The sequence below is a fragment of the Oceanobacillus manasiensis genome, from assembly GCF_000724085.1.
Taxonomy (GTDB): Bacteria; Bacillota; Bacilli; order Bacillales; family Amphibacillaceae; genus Oceanobacillus_B; species Oceanobacillus_B manasiensis.
Genome location: NZ_CCDL010000001.1, coordinates 466,942 through 487,282 on the forward strand (window position 1 = coordinate 466,942; position 20,341 = coordinate 487,282).

Annotated in this window: 20 protein-coding genes and 1 pseudogene; 13 read left to right on the forward strand and 8 right to left on the reverse strand. The window is 39.4% G+C overall.

From position 1 onward, the window contains the following. The first annotated feature begins 95 nt into the window (after positions 1-95). The 6 genes from yycF (at position 96) to BN985_RS02535 (ending at position 7,008) form a co-directional block, all read left to right on the forward strand. The gene (gene yycF / locus BN985_RS02510; protein WP_042220900.1) at positions 96-800 is read left to right on the forward strand and encodes a response regulator YycF; all 705 of its coding nucleotides are present in this window, start codon (positions 96-98) and stop codon (positions 798-800) included. Between the two features lie 6 nt (positions 801-806). Next, complete coding sequence (walK, locus tag BN985_RS02515) at positions 807-2,639, forward strand: cell wall metabolism sensor histidine kinase WalK (protein ID WP_042220902.1); 1,833 nt, start codon at positions 807-809, stop codon at positions 2,637-2,639. After that, on the forward strand, positions 2,636-3,934 hold the full coding sequence (locus BN985_RS02520) for a YycH family regulatory protein (protein WP_042220904.1): 1,299 nt from the start codon (positions 2,636-2,638) through the stop codon (positions 3,932-3,934). The genes walK and BN985_RS02520 overlap by 4 nt, the downstream gene beginning before the upstream one ends. Next, positions 3,915-4,847, forward strand: coding sequence for a two-component system regulatory protein YycI (locus BN985_RS02525; RefSeq protein ID WP_042220905.1), 933 nt, complete (start codon positions 3,915-3,917; stop codon positions 4,845-4,847). Before BN985_RS02520 ends, BN985_RS02525 begins: the two co-directional genes overlap by 20 nt. After that, positions 4,844-5,629 carry an MBL fold metallo-hydrolase gene (locus tag BN985_RS02530; protein ID WP_042220907.1) on the forward strand — a complete coding sequence of 262 codons (786 nt, stop codon included), beginning with the start codon at positions 4,844-4,846 and terminating at the stop codon, positions 5,627-5,629. The genes BN985_RS02525 and BN985_RS02530 overlap by 4 nt, the downstream gene beginning before the upstream one ends. A 161-nt stretch (positions 5,630-5,790) precedes the next feature. Then, entirely contained in the window at positions 5,791-7,008 is a 1,218-nt protein-coding gene (locus tag BN985_RS02535) for a S1C family serine protease (protein WP_042220908.1), read from the forward strand. A gap of 301 nt (positions 7,009-7,309) precedes the next feature. Here the strand turns inward: BN985_RS02535 and BN985_RS02540 are convergent, their stop codons facing one another. Further along, positions 7,310-7,696, reverse strand: coding sequence for a DoxX family protein (locus tag BN985_RS02540; protein WP_232225521.1), 387 nt, complete (start codon positions 7,694-7,696; stop codon positions 7,310-7,312). Positions 7,697-7,877: 181 nt separating this feature from the next. Here BN985_RS02540 and BN985_RS02545 point away from each other — a divergent pair, with 181 nt between their 5' ends. Next, positions 7,878-9,593: an ABC transporter ATP-binding protein gene (locus tag BN985_RS02545; RefSeq protein ID WP_042220909.1), complete on the forward strand. Its 1,716-nt coding sequence runs from the start codon at positions 7,878-7,880 to the stop codon at positions 9,591-9,593. Between the two features lie 102 nt (positions 9,594-9,695). On the opposite strand, the gene BN985_RS02550 is transcribed toward BN985_RS02545, so the two are convergent. After that, complete coding sequence (locus BN985_RS02550; protein WP_042220911.1) at positions 9,696-10,295, reverse strand: TetR/AcrR family transcriptional regulator; 600 nt, start codon at positions 10,293-10,295, stop codon at positions 9,696-9,698. Between the two features lie 191 nt (positions 10,296-10,486). Here BN985_RS02550 and BN985_RS02555 point away from each other — a divergent pair, with 191 nt between their 5' ends. Continuing rightward, positions 10,487-11,248 (forward strand): SDR family oxidoreductase, encoded by a 762-nt coding sequence (locus BN985_RS02555; protein WP_042220912.1) that lies wholly within the window; start codon positions 10,487-10,489, stop codon positions 11,246-11,248. Positions 11,249-11,313: 65 nt separating this feature from the next. On the opposite strand, the gene BN985_RS02560 is transcribed toward BN985_RS02555, so the two are convergent. Together BN985_RS02560 and BN985_RS02565 are read right to left on the reverse strand one after the other, a co-directional pair. Beyond that, on the reverse strand, positions 11,314-12,153 hold the full coding sequence (locus tag BN985_RS02560) for an alpha/beta fold hydrolase (RefSeq protein ID WP_042220914.1): 840 nt from the start codon (positions 12,151-12,153) through the stop codon (positions 11,314-11,316). 29 nt (positions 12,154-12,182) lie between these two features. Further along, a complete protein-coding gene (locus tag BN985_RS02565; RefSeq protein WP_042220915.1) occupies positions 12,183-12,947 on the reverse strand; it encodes a class I SAM-dependent methyltransferase in 765 nt (254 codons plus the stop codon). Between the two features lie 195 nt (positions 12,948-13,142). Between BN985_RS02565 and BN985_RS02570 the strand changes: the two are divergent. After that, positions 13,143-13,463 (forward strand): annotated as a pseudogene (locus BN985_RS02570) (MerR family transcriptional regulator); the annotation flags it as partial. A gap of 423 nt (positions 13,464-13,886) precedes the next feature. Here BN985_RS02570 and BN985_RS02575 read toward each other — a convergent pair. Next, complete coding sequence (locus tag BN985_RS02575) at positions 13,887-14,354, reverse strand: GNAT family N-acetyltransferase (RefSeq protein WP_042220916.1); 468 nt, start codon at positions 14,352-14,354, stop codon at positions 13,887-13,889. A gap of 51 nt (positions 14,355-14,405) precedes the next feature. Continuing rightward, the gene (locus tag BN985_RS02580; RefSeq protein WP_042220918.1) at positions 14,406-14,984 is read right to left on the reverse strand and encodes a histidine phosphatase family protein; all 579 of its coding nucleotides are present in this window, start codon (positions 14,982-14,984) and stop codon (positions 14,406-14,408) included. Positions 14,985-15,111: 127 nt separating this feature from the next. Between BN985_RS02580 and BN985_RS02585 the strand changes: the two genes are divergently transcribed. Beyond that, positions 15,112-15,450, forward strand: a complete 339-nt coding sequence (locus tag BN985_RS02585) for a YqzG/YhdC family protein (protein ID WP_042220920.1) — start codon at positions 15,112-15,114, stop codon at positions 15,448-15,450. Here BN985_RS02585 and BN985_RS18890 read toward each other — a convergent pair. Further along, complete coding sequence (locus BN985_RS18890) at positions 15,431-15,667, reverse strand: hypothetical protein (protein WP_156960058.1); 237 nt, start codon at positions 15,665-15,667, stop codon at positions 15,431-15,433. The genes BN985_RS02585 and BN985_RS18890 overlap by 20 nt on opposite strands. Positions 15,668-16,109: 442 nt before the next feature. On the opposite strand from BN985_RS18890, the gene BN985_RS02590 reads away from it, so the two are divergent. The 3 genes from BN985_RS02590 (at position 16,110) to BN985_RS02600 (ending at position 18,917) form a co-directional block, all read left to right on the forward strand. Next, complete coding sequence (locus BN985_RS02590; protein ID WP_042220921.1) at positions 16,110-16,700, forward strand: CalY family protein; 591 nt, start codon at positions 16,110-16,112, stop codon at positions 16,698-16,700. 30 nt (positions 16,701-16,730) lie between these two features. Continuing rightward, on the forward strand, positions 16,731-18,326 hold the full coding sequence (locus BN985_RS02595) for a M4 family metallopeptidase (RefSeq protein WP_042220922.1): 1,596 nt from the start codon (positions 16,731-16,733) through the stop codon (positions 18,324-18,326). Positions 18,327-18,503: 177 nt separating this feature from the next. Beyond that, on the forward strand, positions 18,504-18,917 hold the full coding sequence (locus BN985_RS02600; RefSeq protein WP_232225522.1) for a GNAT family N-acetyltransferase: 414 nt from the start codon (positions 18,504-18,506) through the stop codon (positions 18,915-18,917). A 57-nt stretch (positions 18,918-18,974) separates the two neighbouring features. Here BN985_RS02600 and BN985_RS02605 read toward each other — a convergent pair whose 3' ends face one another. After that, complete coding sequence (locus BN985_RS02605; RefSeq protein WP_042220923.1) at positions 18,975-19,841, reverse strand: SDR family oxidoreductase; 867 nt, start codon at positions 19,839-19,841, stop codon at positions 18,975-18,977. Between the last annotated feature and the right edge of the window lie 500 nt (positions 19,842-20,341).

Genomic DNA, 20,341 nt, shown 5'->3' on the forward strand with positions numbered 1-20,341 from the left:
GAATATGTCTTAAACAGTAAAAGTGGATATGTTGCTTTTTACTAAGGATGATAAATCCTCTTGCAAGTATGCGAATAAAAAAGGATGTGGCAAAGATGAGTCAAAAGATTTTAGTAGTTGATGATGAACAGCCAATTGCAGATATATTAAAATTCAACCTTGAAAAAGAAGGCTATGATGTGGTACTTGCTCATGATGGCGATGAAGCTATCCAAGTAGCAGAAGCAGAAAAGCCTGATTTAATATTATTGGATATAATGCTTCCAAATAAAGATGGTAATGAAGTATGCCGAGAAATCCGAAAGACACAAATGATGCCGATTATTATGCTAACAGCAAAAGACGCGGAAATTGATAAGGTCCTGGGATTGGAGCTTGGTGCAGATGACTATGTTACCAAGCCGTTCAGTAACCGTGAAGTGATTGCCCGGGTTAAAGCGAACCTACGCAGACAACATGCTGCACCAGACGATACAGTAAAAGCAACAAAGGATATTGTGATCGGTAGCCTTGTTATACACCCAGATGCCTATGTTGTTTCAAGAGATGGAGAGCAGATAGAGCTGACACACAGGGAATTCGAGTTGCTCCATTACCTGGCTCGCCATATTGGGCAAGTAATGACAAGAGAGCATTTACTGGAAACCGTGTGGGGATATGACTATTTTGGTGATGTCCGAACGGTGGATGTTACCGTACGTCGTCTTCGTGAAAAGATTGAAGAAAACCCGAGCAATCCCGTATGGATTGTAACCCGAAGAGGTGTTGGATATTATCTACGTAACCCTGAGCAGGAGTAATGTAGAATGAATAAAGTTGGTTTCTTTCGTTCGATACAGTTAAAGTTTATTATTATATATATTCTGCTATTATTAGTAGCTATTCAGGTTATTGGTTCTTTCTTTACCACAGAACTTGAATCCCAGTTGGTAGAAACCTATCAAACCTCTGTTGATGATCGTTTAAGACTACTCTCACACAATTTAGAACAAGCTTTGAGCAGGGAACTCACAGGAGCCGAAGATGAAGTAACCCCTGAGGAAGAAGTGAGAGGTATTGTAGCTGAAGTAGGTTCAGAGGATGGCATGGAGCTACAGATTATAGACAATCAAAGCAGAATTATAGCAACGAACGATTATCAGAGTCAAAGTGATGTTGGGAAGAAAATATCCAATGAACTTGTGCAAGGCGTTCTCCAAGGAGGAGAGACTGAGAAAAAAGTAGTTCAGTACAATAGAGAACAGATATACGTGATTGTTCAGCCTCTCTATAAAGAGGGAGAGGATGATGTAACGGTTGGAGTGCTCTATGCGGAAGCCAACATACAGATGGTTTATGAACAGCTGGATAATATTAATCAGATCTTTCTAAAAGGGTCCATACTCGCCATTGCGGTATCAGCCTTTATTGGTATATTAGTAGCCCGAACGATCACGAAACCAATAATGGAAATGCGTCGTCAGGCACAGTTAATGGCAAGAGGAGACTTTACTCAAAAGGTAAATGTTTATGGAAGAGATGAAATAGGCCATCTTGCTGACACATTTAATGACCTGAACAGTCGGCTTAAACACTCCTATGCGACGATTGAAGAGGAGAGAAGAAAGCTTAGCTCTGTACTCTCTAATATGTCAGACGGTGTAATCGCAACAGACAACACAGGTGCCGTTACCTTGATGAATGAAGCGGCGGGCAGGTTAATCGGCCATGATCCAGATGATATTATCGGAGAATTATTAATCGATGTTTTACAACTCGAGGATAAAATAGTCGATATAACAGAACTACAGGATAGCGGCTCCATGATTATTGATTTTAGTAATGAAGAAGAAGAGTTTTTAGTAAGGTCAAATTTTTCCACTGTTGTGGATGATGAAGAAGAGATAACTGGGTTTATTACTGTAATTAGTGATGTAACTGAACAAGAAAAGGTCGAACAGGAACGAAGAGAGTTTGTTTCTAACGTATCGCATGAGTTGAGGACCCCATTGACAACGATGCGAAGCTATATAGAAGCATTAAATGATGGCGCGTGGAAAGATAAAGAGATAGCACCTAGGTTCCTGGAAGTTGCACAAAATGAGACAGACCGCATGATAAGAATGGTTAATGATTTATTGCAGCTATCTAAGATGGATGCAAAGGAGTATCCACTTCAAAAAGAGCGGACAGAGTTTGTTAGCTATTTCCATCAAATAATTGACCGTTTTGAGATGAATATTCCGGAGCATATTACGTTAAAACGGGATCTGCCGCGAGGGAAATATCTAGTTTGGCTTGATAAAGATAAGATGACCCAAGTACTTGATAATATTATCTCTAATGCTATTAAGTATTCTCCAGAAGGTGGAACCATTCAGTTGAAGGTAGAAAACAACCGGCATCACTTGCTGGTGAGCATTCAAGACCAAGGAATGGGAATTGCCTATGATAAGCTGGAAAGGATTTTTGAACGTTTCTACAGAGCTGACAAGGCCCGTACAAGAAAGCTTGGTGGTACAGGACTAGGTTTAGCGATAGCCAAGGAACTCGTCGAAGTACACCACGGAAAAATCTGGGCGAAAAGTGTGGAAGGAAAGGGCACAACGATATTCTTCACACTGCCACTTATGAATAAGATGTGGAGGGGCGAGCGATGAGACTGGAAACAACCAAATCATTTTTATTAATTGTCCTAATTGGTGTGAGTTTACTACTCAGCTTCGGCCTATGGACATATCAACCCTCTGAAAGTGAGTCATTGGGTGGCGAGGATGTATACTCACAAGGTGATCTCGGTGGCACAGAGGAATCTGTCCGCTCGATTATTGAGCCGACCTCTATCTTGTTTCATGCAGAAGAAGACACACATTATGGCTTTCCCTCTCCTCAGGAAGAGCGTGAGTTTTATGAAGAGCTTCAGACATGGACAATGAGCAATTTTCGAGAACATCAAATTATAAACGAGTCGAATTTTGACATGGAGATGCGTTTTCCTGACGCTTTACCAATGACACTTGCAAACAACTTATTTAGTCTTGATGAAGTGGCAGAGAATTTACCAAACTGGTCATTTGAAAAGATTGTATTAAATTATAAAGAAAATAATCGGTTACTAGAGGTTACCTTTATTTCTGTAGACGGGCAACACCGAGCGACGGCCACCATAAATGATGCAAGTAGTTTCGAATTGTTCCAATCAAAGCTTGTAGGAAAAGAGGGTTTAATTCAATACGTACATTTTTCTGAAGGAGCAGAAGAAATTTATTTGCCCAGCCAAGTGGAAAATGTAGAAAACTATACCCTTTCCACTAGGGACCTTAATGTACAAATGCTCGTTAACTCTCTATTTCGGGATCCAAGGATCGTGAGTCGGTCTCTTAATCCGCTTAATGAACCCTCTTATACGGATGCTATCCGTGAGTTAAAAGTGATAAAGAATGGCCGGGTCATGAGTTTTATTAACCCCCAATCTAGTGATGGGCTCCCATCGCAGAAACAAGAGCTACTTGAATATAGTATGGATAGCATTTCCGATCATGGTGGTTGGACAAATGATTACAAGCTTCTTTCCATTGATAGACGATCAGAAAGAGTTCGTTATCAAATGTACTATAAGGACTATCCAGTTTTTGATAAAGGGTTAACAGCAATCGAACAAAAATTTGGCAGTGGGACCCTTTTAGAATATAAGCGTCCCTTGTTCAAGGTGACTTCCGAAATAACACCAGAGCCCACTAACCTTGATTCTGGAGAGGCCATTATAGCTTATTTAAGGGAACGTGGTGAAAAGGATATTTCCTTAGAAAATGTTGAAAATATTCGTATCGGTTACGAACTCGCCTATATTGATAATGCTGACTATCTTAGTCTCAGAGCAAAATGGTACATGAACTATAATGGTTCTTGGCAACCAGTAAAGGAGGAGAACAAGGATGCAATGGAGTCAAATTAAAACCCTGTTTATCCTCTGTTTCCTCATTTTAGATATATATTTACTCGTACAGTTTATAGATAAGCAGGACAGGGCTGATCAATATTCAGGGGATGAGAATCTTACCCTTCAAGAAGAGTTAAAAAGGGAGGGAATTACGCTCGGAGATATTAAAGTAGGGGTCGAAAAAGAATCTCCTATCACGGTTTCCCCAATAGAATTCACAGAAGAGCAAAAGGAAACAATTGATGAGCTTGATAATCAAGAAACTGTAATAAATACAGACAACTTAATTATCTCTCACTTCGATGATCCTATCCCGATTTCAGAGGAGGCAGATGGAGCGGAAATCTCTCAAGCAATTAACGACTATGTTTACCGTGCAGAAAATTACAAGTTTTGGGAATGGGACAAGGAGTTAAATGTTATCCTTTTCTTTCAAGAAAAAGAAGGTGACCCGATATACTACAACCAATATGGATTATTGCTTGTCTTTTTGAATGAAGATAATGAGATAGAATATTATACTCAATCCATTCTTGGTGATACCGATGCCTCGCATGAAGACAATTTACGGACATTAATTAAGCCAATGCAGGCCATTGGAACGTTGTATGAAGATAATTCCTTGTTTTTTGAAGACCATGTAGATGATGTAGAATTCGGTTATCATACTTGGATTCCTCCTACTGGTGGAAAACAAGTTTTTGCTCCTACCTATAAAGTGTCTGTAAATGAAGAACGAGATTACTTTATAAACGCCATTGAAGGGCAATTGTTTACCGATCCTGAAGAAAATTTCACCCGGGATATGATCATGGAAAATTTTATGGATGTGCAGGTTATCCCAAATGATCTTGATTGGAAAGATGACATGATTAACAAACTTAGGAAATTGACACAAGCAGAAACAAATCGGAGTGAACTACCATGACGTTACGTTTTAGTGTGCTTGCATCAGGAAGCACAGGAAATGCGTTTTATATAGAATCAGAAAAGGAAAGATTGCTTGTAGATGCGGGGTTAAGTGGGAAACAGATGGACAACCTGTTTAGCCAAATTAACATCGACCCTGAAACTCTTACAGGCATTCTTGTTACACATGAGCATAGTGACCATATTAAAGGGCTAGGTATTATGGCTAGAAAGTACAACTTGCCGATTTTTGCGAATGAAAAAACATGGAAAGCCATGGAGCACAGTATTGGCAAAATTGGGGTAGATCAAAAATTTCATTTTAATATGGAGCAAGTGAAACAATTTCAAGATCTGGACATCGAATCCTTTGGGGTATCACATGATGCTGCAGAGCCGATGTTTTACACATTCCACCATGAAGGAAAAAAGGTAGCACTTGTTACAGATCTTGGCTATGTATCGGAACGAATAAAGAAGACAGTCGAGGATGCAGATGCCTACATCTTTGAAGCGAATCATGATGTGAGCATGCTGCGTATGGGAAGATACCCATGGAATGTCAAAAGAAGAATACTAGGTGACTCAGGCCATGTATCCAATGAGGATTGTGGTCTGGCGCTTACTGATATTATTAGTAATCGGACAAAGCGGATTTACTTGGCACACCTTAGCTTGGATAATAATATGAAGGATCTTGCGCGCATGTCCGTAGACAGCGTCTTGCAGGAAAGAGGTATTACCCTTGATTTGCGTGATACTGATCCGAAATCACCAACATCGTTATACGAAGTTGTGTAGTATGAAGCTATAGGCATTGACATTAGCTGTACGTTAGTTTAACAAGTAAGGTATTTACGCATCCCTACAAATAGAATAAACATTTTTGTTTATTCTATTTGTAATGAAGGAATACTATACTAGAGTGTTTAGACCTATTTAGGATAGAAGGGGATAAAGCTATGGGCTATTATGATGAGCATTACCCACCAAACCCTCATCGCCACCGGAAAAATAGAGGGTGGCTTGTTCCTGCATTACTTGGTGTCATTATCGGTATTTTATTAGTTGTTGTTGCATTACCAGCACTACAAGAGAATAATTTACTCCCAGGTAATTCAACGGAACAGAGTCAGCCAGGAAACTCCAGTATGAATGATGGGTCCCAAGGGACGGCTAACGCAGTGAATGTCGATGTCACCACCCAAGTCACAGACGTGGTAGAGCAGGTAACCCCTGCGGTGGTAGGTGTTATTAATATTCAGCAGCAAGGTGACTTTTGGCAACAACAAGAGTCGAATCAAGCTGGTGAAGGATCAGGTGTTATTTATAAAAATGAAGATGGCACAGCCTATGTGGTAACAAACCATCACGTCATCGAAGGTGCTGATAGCGTAGAGGTTGTCTTATATGATGAAACCCACATAGAAGCCGAGATAGTTGGAAGTGACGTGTTCTCGGATTTGGCTGTCCTGAGAATGAATGGAGAACAGGTCGAGCAAACGATGGAACTGGGATCCTCTGAGAATGTAAAAGTTGGCGAGCCTGCCATTGCTATTGGAAATCCACTGGGCCTTATGTTTTCAAGTTCCGTAACACAAGGAGTTATTAGCGGTAAGGAGCGTACGATCCCACAGGATTTTAATCAGGATGGCCGTGCAGATTGGCAAGCAGAAGTTATTCAAACAGATGCCGCCATTAACCCAGGTAATAGTGGTGGAGCGTTAATTAATATTAACGGACAACTGATTGGGATTAACTCCATGAAAATTAACCAAGCCGCAGTTGAAGGGATTGGGTTTGCAATCCCGATTGATTCAGCTATGCCAATTATAGAGGAGCTTGAAACAACAGGTGAAGTTAACAGACCGTTTCTAGGTGTGGAGATTTACTCCTTGGATGAAGTGCCACAAGCTGAATGGAGAGATACCCTCAGTTTGCCTAATGAAGTAGAAGGTGGCGTCTATGTATGGAGTGTCGAGCCTTTATCTCCAGCAGACCAAGCAGGCCTTAAAAGATTGGATGTCATTACCGAGTTAGATGGCAATCCAGTTATGAATATGATCGATCTTCGTAAAGTTCTTTATCAAGATAAAGAAATAGGTGATGAAATAACCGTCACCTATTACCGTGAAGGCGAAAGAAATGAAACAACATTAACATTAGGTACACAGGAGTAATGTTGAAGCTATCCTTACTTAAATTAGGATAGCTTCACTGGTTATCCACATAATTTAAAGGTTATGCACAATCCGTGGATAATTATTTTGCCGGAATCTATATATAGTATAGAAAAGTTGTTCGGCAACAAAATAACTACGAACACTTGTGCATATGTGCATAAGTTTGTGGATAACTACTTGTTTTCCACAAACAATAGCAAGGTTATCCACCCCTTTTCAACAGAAAAGGGGTGTAAACATGTGTATAACTTTTTTAAAACAAAGATTTGAGAAAAAGAAGCCCTATGCTTACCTTTTTCTAAAAAGCTATTTTACCTCTAACATGCTGCCAAACTAAAAGTAAAAGGATAAACATGACGATATCAAGTCTTGCTTCAAATGCGAAGGAAAGAAAACCTTTGTTAAATAAAGTAGGAAGCTTTGAGAAATAAAGTGCACCAAGCATGATTAGCAATAAGGGTGGTACAGCGAGGTGAATATAGAGCCTAGCCACAATTAACACGCCGCAACCAATTTCAACAATGGCTACAAGAAATAAAGTTGCCTCTGGAAATGGTAGCCCCATATTAGCGAACATTCCTCTAAAATCACTAACTACAAGCTTCATAATTCCTGAAGTGATAAAGACGTAACCAATCGCATAACAAATCCACTTATATGTCTGCATAGATAATTTTATCTTCATTTAATCACCCCCCAGATATCTAAACTCCTATATATGATCTATATGCATGAAACTGGACAACCTTGCCAAGCATTTAACTAGGAAATCCATTTTTCATGTCTAGGGATAAGGATGAATAGATTGCCAAGTCTCTAAATTAACCTTATAATTTCTTTTAGACTGTAAAAAAGGAAGTGAAGAAGTGCTAAGACGATTTTTCTCTTACTATAAACCGCATCGACGGTTATTTATAATTGATTTCACCTCTGCCTTTTTCGTTGCTATCCTGGAACTGGCATTCCCAGTGGCGGTACAACGATTTATAGATGATCTTTTACCAAGTGGAGATTGGAATCTCATTGTAACCGTAAGTATCTTGCTTTTATTGGTATATATCATTAGTACGCTCATGCAATTTGTCGTCGTTTATTTAGGACATAAGCTTGGGATAAATATTGAAACAGATATGCGTCATGATCTTTTCCACCATGTTCAAAGGCAATCATTCCGCTTTTTTGATAATACGAAAACAGGGCATGTCATGAGTAGAATAACGAATGACCTATTTGATATCGGAGAGCTTGCCCACCACGGGCCCGAGGATTTCTTTATTTCGATTATGACCTTTATTGGTGCATTTCTCATCATGTTTACAATCAATGTGAAACTTGCACTGATTATTCTAATCGCAGTGCCAATTCTTATTTTCCTGATTACATTCAGCAATATTAAAATGAATAAAGCATGGAAGCAGATGTATGAAGAAATTGCTGGAGTGAATGCTCGAGTGGAAGACGCCGTATCAGGTGTACGTGTTGTACAATCTTTCACGAATGAGAAGTTTGAAATGGAGCGTTTTTCCAAGGATAACAACAACTTCCGTATAGCTAAAATTGGTGCTTATAAAGTAATGGCATTTGTGCATTCCAATATTTATATGATGATGCGCTTGATTACTTTGCTAGTACTTGTGGTCGGTGCTTGGTTAACCTATCAAAATGAACTGCAATACGGTGAACTTGTCAGCTTTGTCTTGTTTGTAAATGTATTGTTTAACCCAATTCAAAAAATTACTGCATTACTGGAGCTATATCCGAAAGGTATGGCCGGCTTTAAACGGTTTATGGATCTAATGGATGTTGAGCCAGATGTCGATAACAAGCCAGATGCGAAAGAAGTGGAAACGTTAAAAGGAGATATCGCCTTTAATGATGTTACGTTCGCTTATGAAAAAACCCAGCGGCCTGTATTGAATGATCTAAGTTTTTCAATTAAAGCGGGGGAAACGATTGCGTTTGTTGGGCCATCAGGTGCCGGTAAGACGACGATTTCTTCCCTAATTCCTCGATTTTACGATGTGGACCAAGGTAGTATTACCATCGATGGGCTAGATCTTCGTGATATGACGAAGGAATCCTTGCGTGCCCAGATCGGTATTGTGCAGCAGGATGTCTTTCTATTCACAGGTACGTTAAGAGAAAATATTGCCTATGGAAAGCTTGATGCTACAAATGAAGAAATAGAAAAAGCTGCTCGTCAGGCTCATATGGAGGATTTCATTAAGGAACTTCCAGATGGCTATGAAACACAGGTAGGAGAGCGTGGATTGAAATTGTCCGGAGGCCAAAAACAACGTATTGCGATTGCCCGGATGTTCTTGAAAAACCCACCTATTCTTATTCTTGATGAAGCAACATCCGCCTTGGATACCGAAACGGAAACCATTATCCAAAAAGCCTTAACAGAGCTTGCGAAGGATCGCACCACATTGGTCATTGCGCATAGGCTGGCAACCATTAAAAATGCTGATCGCATAATGGTGGTAACAAAAGAAGGCATTGAAGAAGAAGGAAGTCATGAAGAATTATTAAAACGAGATGGTATTTTCGCTAACTTGCATAAAGTGCAGATGCGGTAAAAAGAAAAAGGCGTTTAAGCTAGTGAGCTTAGACGCCATTTCTTACTAATTTATACACATAGATGTTTAAGGGACGTTTCACATGAAACATCGGGATTTGTATCACTTATTTAGAATCGTTTGGTAGCCAGAGGAGAAGGGCTGGTTAGACAAGATCTCCAATAACTGTTGTGCCATATGTTCTGGTGTATACTTAAACCCACCTTTTACCCATTCAAAGATCATACCGAATAATGCATGGGATTGGTAACTTGCTTGTAAATCCACATCAATGGTTCCCATGTTATGGATAAACATTAAATCTTGTATAGAAAGCTTTTTTAATACCTCACATAATCTATTTTGAAAACCAGGCAAGACACTTGGATGCAACATAATAACACGATAAAAATCAGCATTTGCAGCGACGTGTTCAAAGAGCTTTATTTTAGAAGCAGAAAGATCTTTCATGGTAAATGTCTCCTTATTTAAATAAGGATGTCGGTATGCTTGTATAAGACTCTCTATCACTTCATGTATAGTCGCTTCCAGTAAATCATCCTTCACTTCGTAATGCTTATAAAAAGTACCACGATTAACATCAGCTTCTTTTACAATTTCCGTTACCGTAATTTGCCGCATGTCTTTTTCTTCCATTAACTTTATTAAAGCTGATTTTAAAGCTTTTTGCGTTTTATCGATTCGCCGATCATGTTGGGTCATTTACACTTTACCACCCTTCTGTTCATTATCCTCTTTCGATTGAACAAATCCTTTATAATTGTTGATTTAACAACATTTCAGTGGTCTTTTGCTTATTGCTACCTTAAGTATAGTACATTATACTTAGCGTATTCAAATGTATATTTTAAGGCATTTCCTAGACCTATATTCTAAAATAAGGGGAGATAGAAATGAGACTAGAAGGAAAAGTAGCGATTGTAACGGGAGCAGCATCCGGGATGGGACAGGCAATTGCCACCCGTTATGCGGAAGAAGGAGCAAAAGTGGTTGTATCTGATATTAACCTAGAAGGCGCAGAGACTGTAGCTGAAGAGATCAAGGCAAATGGTGGAACAGCCAAGGCTATCAAGACAAACGTGGCAGATAGAGAAGATATTGACCATTTAATTGATTCAACAGTTAAGGAATTTGGCTCATTGGATATTCTCGTTAATAATGCTGGAATTATGGATAGCATGGAGCCAGCAGGTGATATTGAGGATGAAAAATGGGAGCGTATATTTGCTATTAATACTACCGCTGTTATGCGCGCAACACGTAAAGCATTGCCTGTTTTCCTTGAAAAAGGGAAAGGAGTTATTATTAATACAGCATCAACTGGCGGGTTAAATGGTGCGCATGCTGGTGCGACATACACAGCTTCCAAACATGCTGTGATCGGTTTTACGAAAAACACTGGCTACATGTATGCCGAAAAAGGGATTCGTTGTAACGCCATCGCCCCAGGTGGTGTGGCAACAAATATAGCAGCAAGCATGAAAAACCTCAATGAATTCGGTGCATCGAGAGCAGGAAAATCTCAAGCTGTTATGCCACGTGCCGGAAAATCAGAAGAAATAGCGAGTGTAGCTTTGTTCCTAGCATCTGATGAAGCAAGCTTTGTAAATGGTACCGTGATAACTGCAGACGCTGGTTGGACCGCAGCGTTTTAAGGGCAAAAGCGCAAGCGCCTAGTTTCTGGGCGCTGAAGCTGGACGTGGAAACTCCGCTAAGAACTTTAGCGGAGTTTTTTAAATGCTTGGACCATTTCTTCAAAAGCTTCTGCTTCCTCAAGAAAGGGATTATGATTGCTTTCATGAAAGCAGTAAAAAGAAGAATGCTGTAACAGCTTGTGGATTTCTTCTGAAAAGACAAAAGGGCATTGCGCGTCATGTTTTCCGCAATAGACTATGGCATGGACCTTTACATTTTTCAATTCTTCTCTAATATCATAGCTTGGTAACTCTTCGTAAGAGTAATAATCAAGCCGTTTTTGCACGACGCTTCCACTGCTTGGTTTAGAAAAATAATGATCGAAGTGTTGTGGTTTGTACAGGGACATTTCCATCCACTCCCTATATGCGACAACGCGTTCCTGTCTAATTTCAGATGTTTTTATAATGGATAATAATTCTTTTAATCTTTTGTTATGAGGATTTTTCCTGCAATAGATGCTTTCTTCATGGTTCATATAATCTTTAGATGCGGTAGCTCCACCGGAAATTATCTTTGTTAAGGAATTAGGAAAGTGTATTGCATACTCTAATGCCAGCATTCCTCCTGCTGAATGCCCACCGAAAGCCCACGTTTTATAGCCTAGCGCTACCCGTATGGATTCTATATCTTTTACACTTTCAAGCATGCTCAACTCTTCATCTGAGGTTACCTTGCTAGAATTACCTGCGTTTTTAAGATTTACCAAATATACTTTAAATTGCTCTGTGAATGGATCCGCAAAATAATAGCCTTTTTCATTAAATTGACTATATAAATGCGTAATACAAATTGGTTCACCTTCTCCTTTAAAGAAAATTTCAAATGTCCCTCGATTTGTTTGTACGAGTTCTTTTTTCCACAAGATAATCTCCCCCTCTGAGAGCAACCTTTCTAGACTGACTTTTTACAGACGTAAATCATACTTGACGCCTCAGTAGTTAAAGGCGTTTCCTTCCAATCCTGATAAACTCCTTCAATGGTAAAACCATGCCTTTCTAAAAGACGCTCCATTTCTAAAGGGAAGACGAAGCGCAAATTAATAGCTGATCGCTTTTCCTCTAGCAATTTTCCATTCTCATCAAAAGACCTTCTTATCGTGATATTATGTTGTATTTGGTTGAGCGGGTCATATTGGCTTATATAGGATACATGGACAGAATGCCTGCCATCTTTATAAGTAAAACCTGGCTCCTCATCTTCCGAGCAGCTTAGCTCGTATGTGCTGGGGAAGCGTGTATCAAACAGAAAGCGACCTCCTGTAATAAGATGGCTTTGAATGGAGGCCAGTAGCCTGTCCTGACCTTCATTGGTTAGAAAATGTTGGAATGAGTTTCCGACCATGAAAATAAAATCACTTTTCTGGCCTAGATCTAGCTTTGTGCAATCCTGTTCGGTAAAAGGTATAGAAACCCCCTCAGCAGCTGCTTTTTCCTTTGCGTGCTTTAACATTCCACTATGTAAATCTACACCTAATACCTTGTGGCCAGCTTTTGCTAAAGGGATGGTGGCTCTCCCCGTACCGCAACCTAAATCGACAATGGGGCCATTGAATTTTTTTGCCAGCTTTAGTATATAAGCGATATCCTGATTGTAAGAATCATTTTCTTTGTCATATTGAATAGGATCTTGATATTCCTCTAAATTCTCTTTTACCATGATGTTTCTCCTAGTGTTTTAAATTTTCTGTTATATATAAGTTTATCATTATAGTTCATACAAGTATAATAGAAATGCCAATAATATTATGGCACCTGTTACGATATAATGCTTTCCATTGTTTTTTCCATAGAGAACTAAACCATTAGTCAGTCTTGAAAGGAATACAAGGACAGCGGCAAAAGGCACTATGAAAGCTTACATTTATTAAGTCCCACAATTACGAACAGTCGAAGAGACTATAAAGAAAAAGAACTTGAGGATTTCATGGCAATAAAAGAAATGCAGGAATTGGATTTATCTTTAAAGGAGATTAAAGCTATCTTTGATTTGAAAGAAAGCGATGGTCGTGGTTCAAATGAGTTGATTAAAGAGATTACCCTTTCCCTAAGAGAAAAAGAACAAAAGTTTATAGAAGAAGAGGAAAAAATCCGTAGAAAAAGAGAGAAGATATCCGAGTTAAATAAAGGGTTATCGTTATATAAAGAGAATCAAATTGATGAAAAAGAGGCTTAGTGAGAATTCTACTAAGCCTAGTGCAACAAGTATTTAATTTTGTAGTAGAAAATTTCATGATGATGTAGAATTTGTTGAAGCGATGGAGTGTATGTGAATTACGTAAAAAACGCTAGCTAATGTGGATAACATCACAGAATTTTTCCCCTATTTATTATTATTTTTAGGCCCAAACGCCACATGAAGAAAGATACAAAAGACAGCACTTATTCCTAAAATTATAAAGTTACTTACTTTTGGTATATCAAGAATAAGAATTAAAAGTGAAAGTACAATTAGCACTATAATAAACCCGAAGTAGTCTTTTTTATTCTTTGACATAATACCACCTACATTTCTGTCTCCTTTATAGAATCTCTATCGTGAGGGGCTCTTTCGGTAATTCCACTAATATCAAGACGTTAAACCTAGTCCATCTGAAGGTTAAAGCTTCCCCCTCATCCTAACCACTTTTCCATCAAGCTCTGTTTTGATTTGTTCCATACCAATTTTCCGATAGAACGTTAAAGCACGCTTGTTTGAAGGAGATACTCTTAGGTGATAATGTTCTACCTTAGATTCAAGGAAAAATGCTTTGGCATAATGGAACAGATCTACGCCCCGACCTTTTCCGCGTTTTTCAGGGACTAAATAAAAAAGATGGATATACCCAATCGATTCCCCTTTATAATCCTTGATGGATAACTCGAGTTGTCCGATGTATTCACCATCTTCCAATACCATCACAAAGCCTTTAGGAAATGTGCTAATCTTTTCTCCTAGCCAATGTAAATAATCATCTTCATCCCCAAAACCTGCAGTATCGCCAAAACTAGCTTTAAACGAGTCTTTACGAAATGCAATAACTGTTTTTTGATGTTTGGTTAAATCCATTGTCTCAAATGTTAGCATGATCTCCTCCTTATGAAAGGTGACTTAACAAAGAATTGGCTGATAATGAAACTAGACGCTTTCGTTTAAATGCTCAATTTGATTGTAGTTCAGCACTTCCCACTTCTCCTGTTTGTAGTGAATATTACTAATACAAGCATTCATAAGTTTTGTTTTTCCAGAACCGATTTCTCCATTTGAGACAGTTGTTAAAATGGCATTAATTACTGCACCATGTGCAACAATAAGTACGCGCTTATCCGGGTATTTTCGAATAACCTCATTCACACCACTCATTACACGATTGGTGAAATCTTCTGGTTCTTCCCTGTTAGGATAGGCTTTATCAGGATATTGTGTAGTTCTTTCTTCAATAGTTAGCCCTTCCGCATCACCAAAAGAACATTCTGCAAAGCTTGCCATCTCCTCATATGGAAGATTAAGGGATGTGTTGATAATCTCTGCCGTACGTTTTGCTCGCTTCATTGGACTAGCGACCATTACATCGTAATCCTCTGCGTTCAAGTGGGCAGCACTCTTTTCAGCCTGCCGGATGCCTGTATCATTTAGTGGGATATCTGTACTCCCTTGCAACTTTCCTTTTAAATTCCAATCCGTTTCTCCGTGTCGTATAAGGCAAATTGTCGTCAATATTATAACCCCCTGTTTTGCTTTATGCATGTTAGTAAAATAATAACAGATTTCGCTCTATCTGCGGGCGGTCAGCTGAATAAATCTGTCCCAATGTCACAACCTAGTTCTAAAAGGAGTGTACGACATGCAAAACTTACTTATAGCAATCAGCCTAGGCCTATCCGCTTTTATCGGACAAGCTTTACCACCAGCAGATGTGGAACCACAACAGGAGCAAGTACAAACCCCTGCTTATGCGAAATGGGGAAAAATTGCTATGAAAGAAACGAAAGCAAAGTATCCTAATGCTGACATTATTGATTACCTTCATGAAGGCAGCAGGAAAAATGGAGATTCAGAAGTAGAAATGTTTAAGTTGTGGCTTAAACAGGATAACAAAGAATTCGGTGTATATGTGAACATTGAGTACAAACCAGAGACAGAAGAGGTAACCTCCATTACATTTAAAGAGACAGATCGATAGCGGCGATGTTACGTGATCCCGGCAGCAAGTCACGTGAGGTCGGAGCAAAGTCGCGTGGCCTTGGCGAAAAGTCGAGCGTGAGCAACTCCAGCCAAGCGTCACGCACCACACAGGAAGAGTCACATTCCCCCTCTTCCTTTTCCTTCAATCGACAATATTTGCCGCACTGGTAAATGGAAAGCAGCTCAGCTTCACATTCACGTAAGCCTAAAGCCACAAGCTCTCCTTCTTCCTGGCCTCATTTCTAGGAAATTCCGCTTGTATTGTGCATTAATCTATCCTAAATATAACGAACAGCTGTCTCACGAAATTTGTTTTTAGGCATTATTATTTATTTTTCAATTCTATCAAACTAGCGAATTCCTCTTTAATGAACCCTATGTATGAGTAATAGAGCTTTTCCACCGCTTATTGAAAAATTTCCCAATGCTGAATACCTATAAGCAACTAAACAGTTACTAGTACTTCCTGGTTATTTTTAGAAATGCATAAATACGCCAACAGGCTTCGACACATCTAGTAGAAGGGCACCCCTATAATAGAGTTACAAGAATAGCAGGCTGGCACCAAGGTGATTTCCAAGACAATGGAGGTGAAGGGTCACTGCAAGCGGTCATGCATGGTTACGGTAGATAAAACAAAAATGAGGAGGAACGGGCATGAAATTGAAAAAGCAGTTAGGTTTGGCTTTAGCATCAAGTGTACTCGGGGTGGCGCTAATTGGTGGAGGAACCTATGCCTACTTTAGTGATCAAGAAGTGGCGAATAGTTCCTTTGCTGCGGGCACGTTAGATCTATCGATGAACGAAACAGCGCTTATAGAATTGGAGGATTTAAAGCCTGGCGATACGATGCTGCGAGAGTTTAGTTTAGCAAATGAAGGGAGCTTAAAGATAGAGAACGTCTTCTTGGAGACAGCCTATACTGTAACGGACATACTGGATGACAATACAGATGATTATGGCAAGCATATAAAGGTGAATTTTCTTTGGAACTGGAATCAGGAAAGTGAACCAGTATTTGAAACGACATTATATGATTTACAGCAAATGGATCCAGATGTTGTGAAGCGGGATATTTGGGATCCATTATGGGAGCAAAAAGGTGGGCTTGATTCAGAAGAAGTACATGATTTTTGGGTAGAATTTGAGTTTGTTGATAATGGAGCAGATCAAAACATGTTTCAAGGAGACTCTCTCTCATTGGAATGGATCTTTAATGCGACACAGGGAGATGGAGAGGAAAAATAACAAATAAATTCACAGGAAGGAATGAGGGGAATGAAATTACGCCAAAAAATTGGCTTTTCTACCATAGCACTGTCGCTATCAATAGGGATTGTTACACATGGAACAATTGCTTCAGCAGAGGAGTCCAACATCAAATTAAACGAGACCTACAATACACCATCTTATATTGTGGAAAAGTGGGATGCGCCAGGGGGAATGACCAAGCAGGAGATTGTCTTAGCTTATTTTTCTCAGAATAAAGAAGACTTCCAACTACAAGGTAACAAAAATGTAGATTTTGAAATTATAGAGGAATTAAAGGATGACCAAACAGATAATTCCCACTTTAAAGTCCAGCAAACTTACAAAGGAATTCCTATTTATGGAGCAGATCAAACTGTAAAGTTAGATGAAAATAATAATGTAACCGCATACTTTGGAGAAGTAATTCCGGATCTCGATAAGAAAAAAATAAACATGCAAGCAAACCTATCAGAATCCGATGCGATTAAGCTTGCAAAAGAAGAAATTGAGAAAAAGATTGGTAAAGTGAAAGACTTTGATGGACCACTAGAAGCAGAACCTTATATCTATGAACATGACGAAGACTATTTTTATACGTATCTTGTCACAGCATCGACTACCCAGCCAGAGGTTGGTTTTTGGCATTACTTTATCGATGCAACCAATGGAAAAGTTATTGACTCCTATAATTCGGCGCACGATGTTACGGCCTTTGGAACGGGGGTGTTCGGCGACAGGAAGAAGTTTGAAGCACAAGCTTTTGAAGGAATGTTTCGCTTGTTTGATGAAAGCCGAGGAGATGGTGTTATCACATATGATAATACGACTGGAATCAACTTAGATGTATTTAGTATAAATAAAATGTTCAGCGATGGATCGGCAGTAGATGCGCATGCTAATGCACAAATTACGTATGATTATTATCAGGAAACATTCGGGAGGGATTCCGTTGATGATAACGGGCAGATCTTAATTTCAGCTGTCCATGTCGGGGATAATTGGAATAATGCGTCCTGGAATGGAAGGCAAATGTCATATGGGGATGGAGATGGGATCCGTTTCCATCCACTTGCAGCAGGGCTTGATGTAGCTGCCCACGAAATGACTCATGGTGTTATTCAACATACGGCCAATCTTATTTATCGAGATGAATCAGGTGCACTAAATGAGTCCTTTGCTGATATTTTTGGCGCAATGGTGGACCGGGAAAATTGGTTAATCGGGGAAGATATTATGGCAGATGGTACCTTGGCATTAAGGTCAATGGAGGATCCAACAGTCTTGATTGAACGGAGAACACAGGAACCATATCCAGATCACTGGAGTAGAAGGTACACCGGCAACCTTGATAACGGTGGTGTCCATATTAATTCGAGTATTAATAATAAGGCAGCATATCTCGTTTCCGAAGGTGGGGAACACTTTGATGTAACCGTTAATGGAGTTGGAAGGGAGAAAACGGAGCAAATTTATTACCGTGCACTATCACTCTATTTAACTCGCAGCTCTGACTTCAGCATGATGCGTGAAGCGGCAATACAGGCAGCGGGAGACCTTTATGGTAGCGATTCGGATGCAGTGACTGCAGTGGAGCAAGCATATGACGCAGTAGGAGTTTACTAACTTGATAAGAACCCAGTTACCTTAGTAGGTAGCTAGGTTCTTTTTTTTAAAACTAAAAAAAGGAATTTCGGAATAATTGTCGAATAGTAGTAGAGTATAGCTGAAAGGAGAGATTTAATAATGGAGAAATGGTGGGCGGACTCTTCAAAATAAATATTTTTTTGAGGAGGAATAAAAGTGAATTTAACCATACAACATGGTAAAAAGATTAATACAGAACAGGTAATGAATTTATATAATGATGTAGGGTGGGCTGCTTACACGAAGGATGCTAACCTGCTACAAAATGCGATAGAGCAGTCCTTAGATGTCATAACCGCATGGGATGGAGAAAAGCTAGTCGGCCTAATTCGTGTCGTAGGCGATGGGTTAACAATCCTCTATATCCAAGACATCCTGGTATTGAATGCTTATCAAAATCAAGGAGTTGCCACACAATTAATGGAGCAAGTGTTGCAGAAATATGAACACGTGAGGCAAAAGGTCTTGTTAACAGAAGAGGCACCAGACGTGAGACATTTTTATGAGAAAAATGGCTTCGAGTCCTGTGATCAGGGTTCATTGGTGGCTTTTGCAAAACTAGAAGGATAATAAAAGTGCCGGGAGCCATTAACGCTCCCGGCACTTTTTCTTCAATTTAACCTGTTCTTAAGATGAGGTCCAAGCGCCACCATTCACATGGATAGCTTGTCCTGTAATATAAGAACCTTCATCCGATGCTAGTAATACATATGGTGCTGCGTGTTCGGATGGATGTCCAGGGCGACCCATTAACGTATCCTGTCCGAACCCTTCTACGCCATCTTCATCAAAGGAAGACGGAATAAGTGGTGTCCATACTGGCCCTGGAGCCACTGTATTAGCGCGAATTCCTCTATCTGCAAGGCTTTGGGCAATGCTTCGAGTAAACGCCGTAATCGCACCTTTTGTTGCAGAATAATCCATAAAGATTGGATTCCCGCGATATGCGTTAATGGAAGATGTGCTAATAATAGAATCTCCTTCCTGCATATGAGGGACTGCTGCTTTTGTTAAATAGAACTGTGAGAAGAAGTTAACTTGGAATGTTTCTTCAAACTGTTCATCTGAAATATCTTCCACATTTTCTCGAACAAATTGAATAGCTGCATTATTAACGAGAATGTTCAGTTTGCCAAACTCATCGACTGTCTTTTGTACGAGATCTCTACAATGCGCAGCATCTTTAATATCTCCAGGAAGTAGCAGGCATTTTACACCTTCTGCTTCGACTGCTTTTTTTGTTACTTCTGCATCGTCATGCTCATCTAGATAGGAAATGGCAACATTTGCCCCTTCCTTCGCGTAAAGCATTGCTACAGCGCGTCCGATCCCGCTGTCGCCACCTGTAATTAAGGCACTTTTTCCCTTTAGTTTTTCGGAACCTTTATATTCTGTTGGCTGTTTCGGTAGTGGGTTCATTTTTGACTCAATACCTGGTTGTTTCTCTTGTTTTTGTCTAGGGGTACTACCCTTTTGCATCTCTTTCGGATCCATAAGTGACATTACCTCCTTGAATAATTGCTATTTTTTGCGTCACAATAGTCTATTCCACCCCATGGTGACAGACAAACATAAGACAGCGCTTACGATTAATATTAAAAAAATTCATTTTTCCTTCCCTTTGTAAAAGCAGACTCATATGGAACCATTCTTCATTTATCTATAGTTTTCAAAAGACATAGAATAGGGTATACTATGTATAGATCTTCATATAATAAAATAACCGCTTGGTGCTGTTACACCAAACGGTTAAGTGCAGTAGCCCTTCAAGGGGGCAGCTCACTAATAAGAGTGATAAAATAACCACCACTTAATTAGCTTGCTAGGCTGGGGTGGTTATTTTTTGTGATTAAATGACAGGATCGCCACAATTAATGTCCCAAAAGAGGTCATTACCATTTTATCAATACCTTTTTTATAAAAAGTGTGAATTAAAGATGTTCTTTCATTTTATCCATGTATTCAATGAATAAATTTATACCCCGTTCTCCCCC

What these genes read in the sequence shown, in the direction of transcription:
- yycF (WP_042220900.1), top strand. Translation starts at nt 96, where the DNA reads ATGAGTCAAAAGATTTTAGTAGTTGATGATGAACAGCCAATTGCAGAT.
- walK (WP_042220902.1), top strand. Translation starts at nt 807, where the DNA reads ATGAATAAAGTTGGTTTCTTTCGTTCGATACAGTTAAAGTTTATTATT.
- BN985_RS02520 (WP_042220904.1), top strand. Translation starts at nt 2,636, where the DNA reads ATGAGACTGGAAACAACCAAATCATTTTTATTAATTGTCCTAATTGGT.
- BN985_RS02525 (WP_042220905.1), top strand. Translation starts at nt 3,915, where the DNA reads ATGCAATGGAGTCAAATTAAAACCCTGTTTATCCTCTGTTTCCTCATT.
- BN985_RS02530 (WP_042220907.1), top strand. Translation starts at nt 4,844, where the DNA reads ATGACGTTACGTTTTAGTGTGCTTGCATCAGGAAGCACAGGAAATGCG.
- BN985_RS02535 (WP_042220908.1), top strand. Translation starts at nt 5,791, where the DNA reads ATGGGCTATTATGATGAGCATTACCCACCAAACCCTCATCGCCACCGG.
- BN985_RS02540 (WP_232225521.1), bottom strand. Translation starts at nt 7,696, where the DNA reads ATGAAGATAAAATTATCTATGCAGACATATAAGTGGATTTGTTATGCG.
- BN985_RS02550 (WP_042220911.1), bottom strand. Translation starts at nt 10,295, where the DNA reads ATGACCCAACATGATCGGCGAATCGATAAAACGCAAAAAGCTTTAAAA.
- BN985_RS02555 (WP_042220912.1), top strand. Translation starts at nt 10,487, where the DNA reads ATGAGACTAGAAGGAAAAGTAGCGATTGTAACGGGAGCAGCATCCGGG.
- BN985_RS02565 (WP_042220915.1), bottom strand. Translation starts at nt 12,947, where the DNA reads ATGGTAAAAGAGAATTTAGAGGAATATCAAGATCCTATTCAATATGAC.
- BN985_RS02575 (WP_042220916.1), bottom strand. Translation starts at nt 14,354, where the DNA reads ATGCTAACATTTGAGACAATGGATTTAACCAAACATCAAAAAACAGTT.
- BN985_RS02585 (WP_042220920.1), top strand. Translation starts at nt 15,112, where the DNA reads ATGCAAAACTTACTTATAGCAATCAGCCTAGGCCTATCCGCTTTTATC.
- BN985_RS02590 (WP_042220921.1), top strand. Translation starts at nt 16,110, where the DNA reads ATGAAATTGAAAAAGCAGTTAGGTTTGGCTTTAGCATCAAGTGTACTC.
- BN985_RS02595 (WP_042220922.1), top strand. Translation starts at nt 16,731, where the DNA reads ATGAAATTACGCCAAAAAATTGGCTTTTCTACCATAGCACTGTCGCTA.
- BN985_RS02605 (WP_042220923.1), bottom strand. Translation starts at nt 19,841, where the DNA reads ATGGATCCGAAAGAGATGCAAAAGGGTAGTACCCCTAGACAAAAACAA.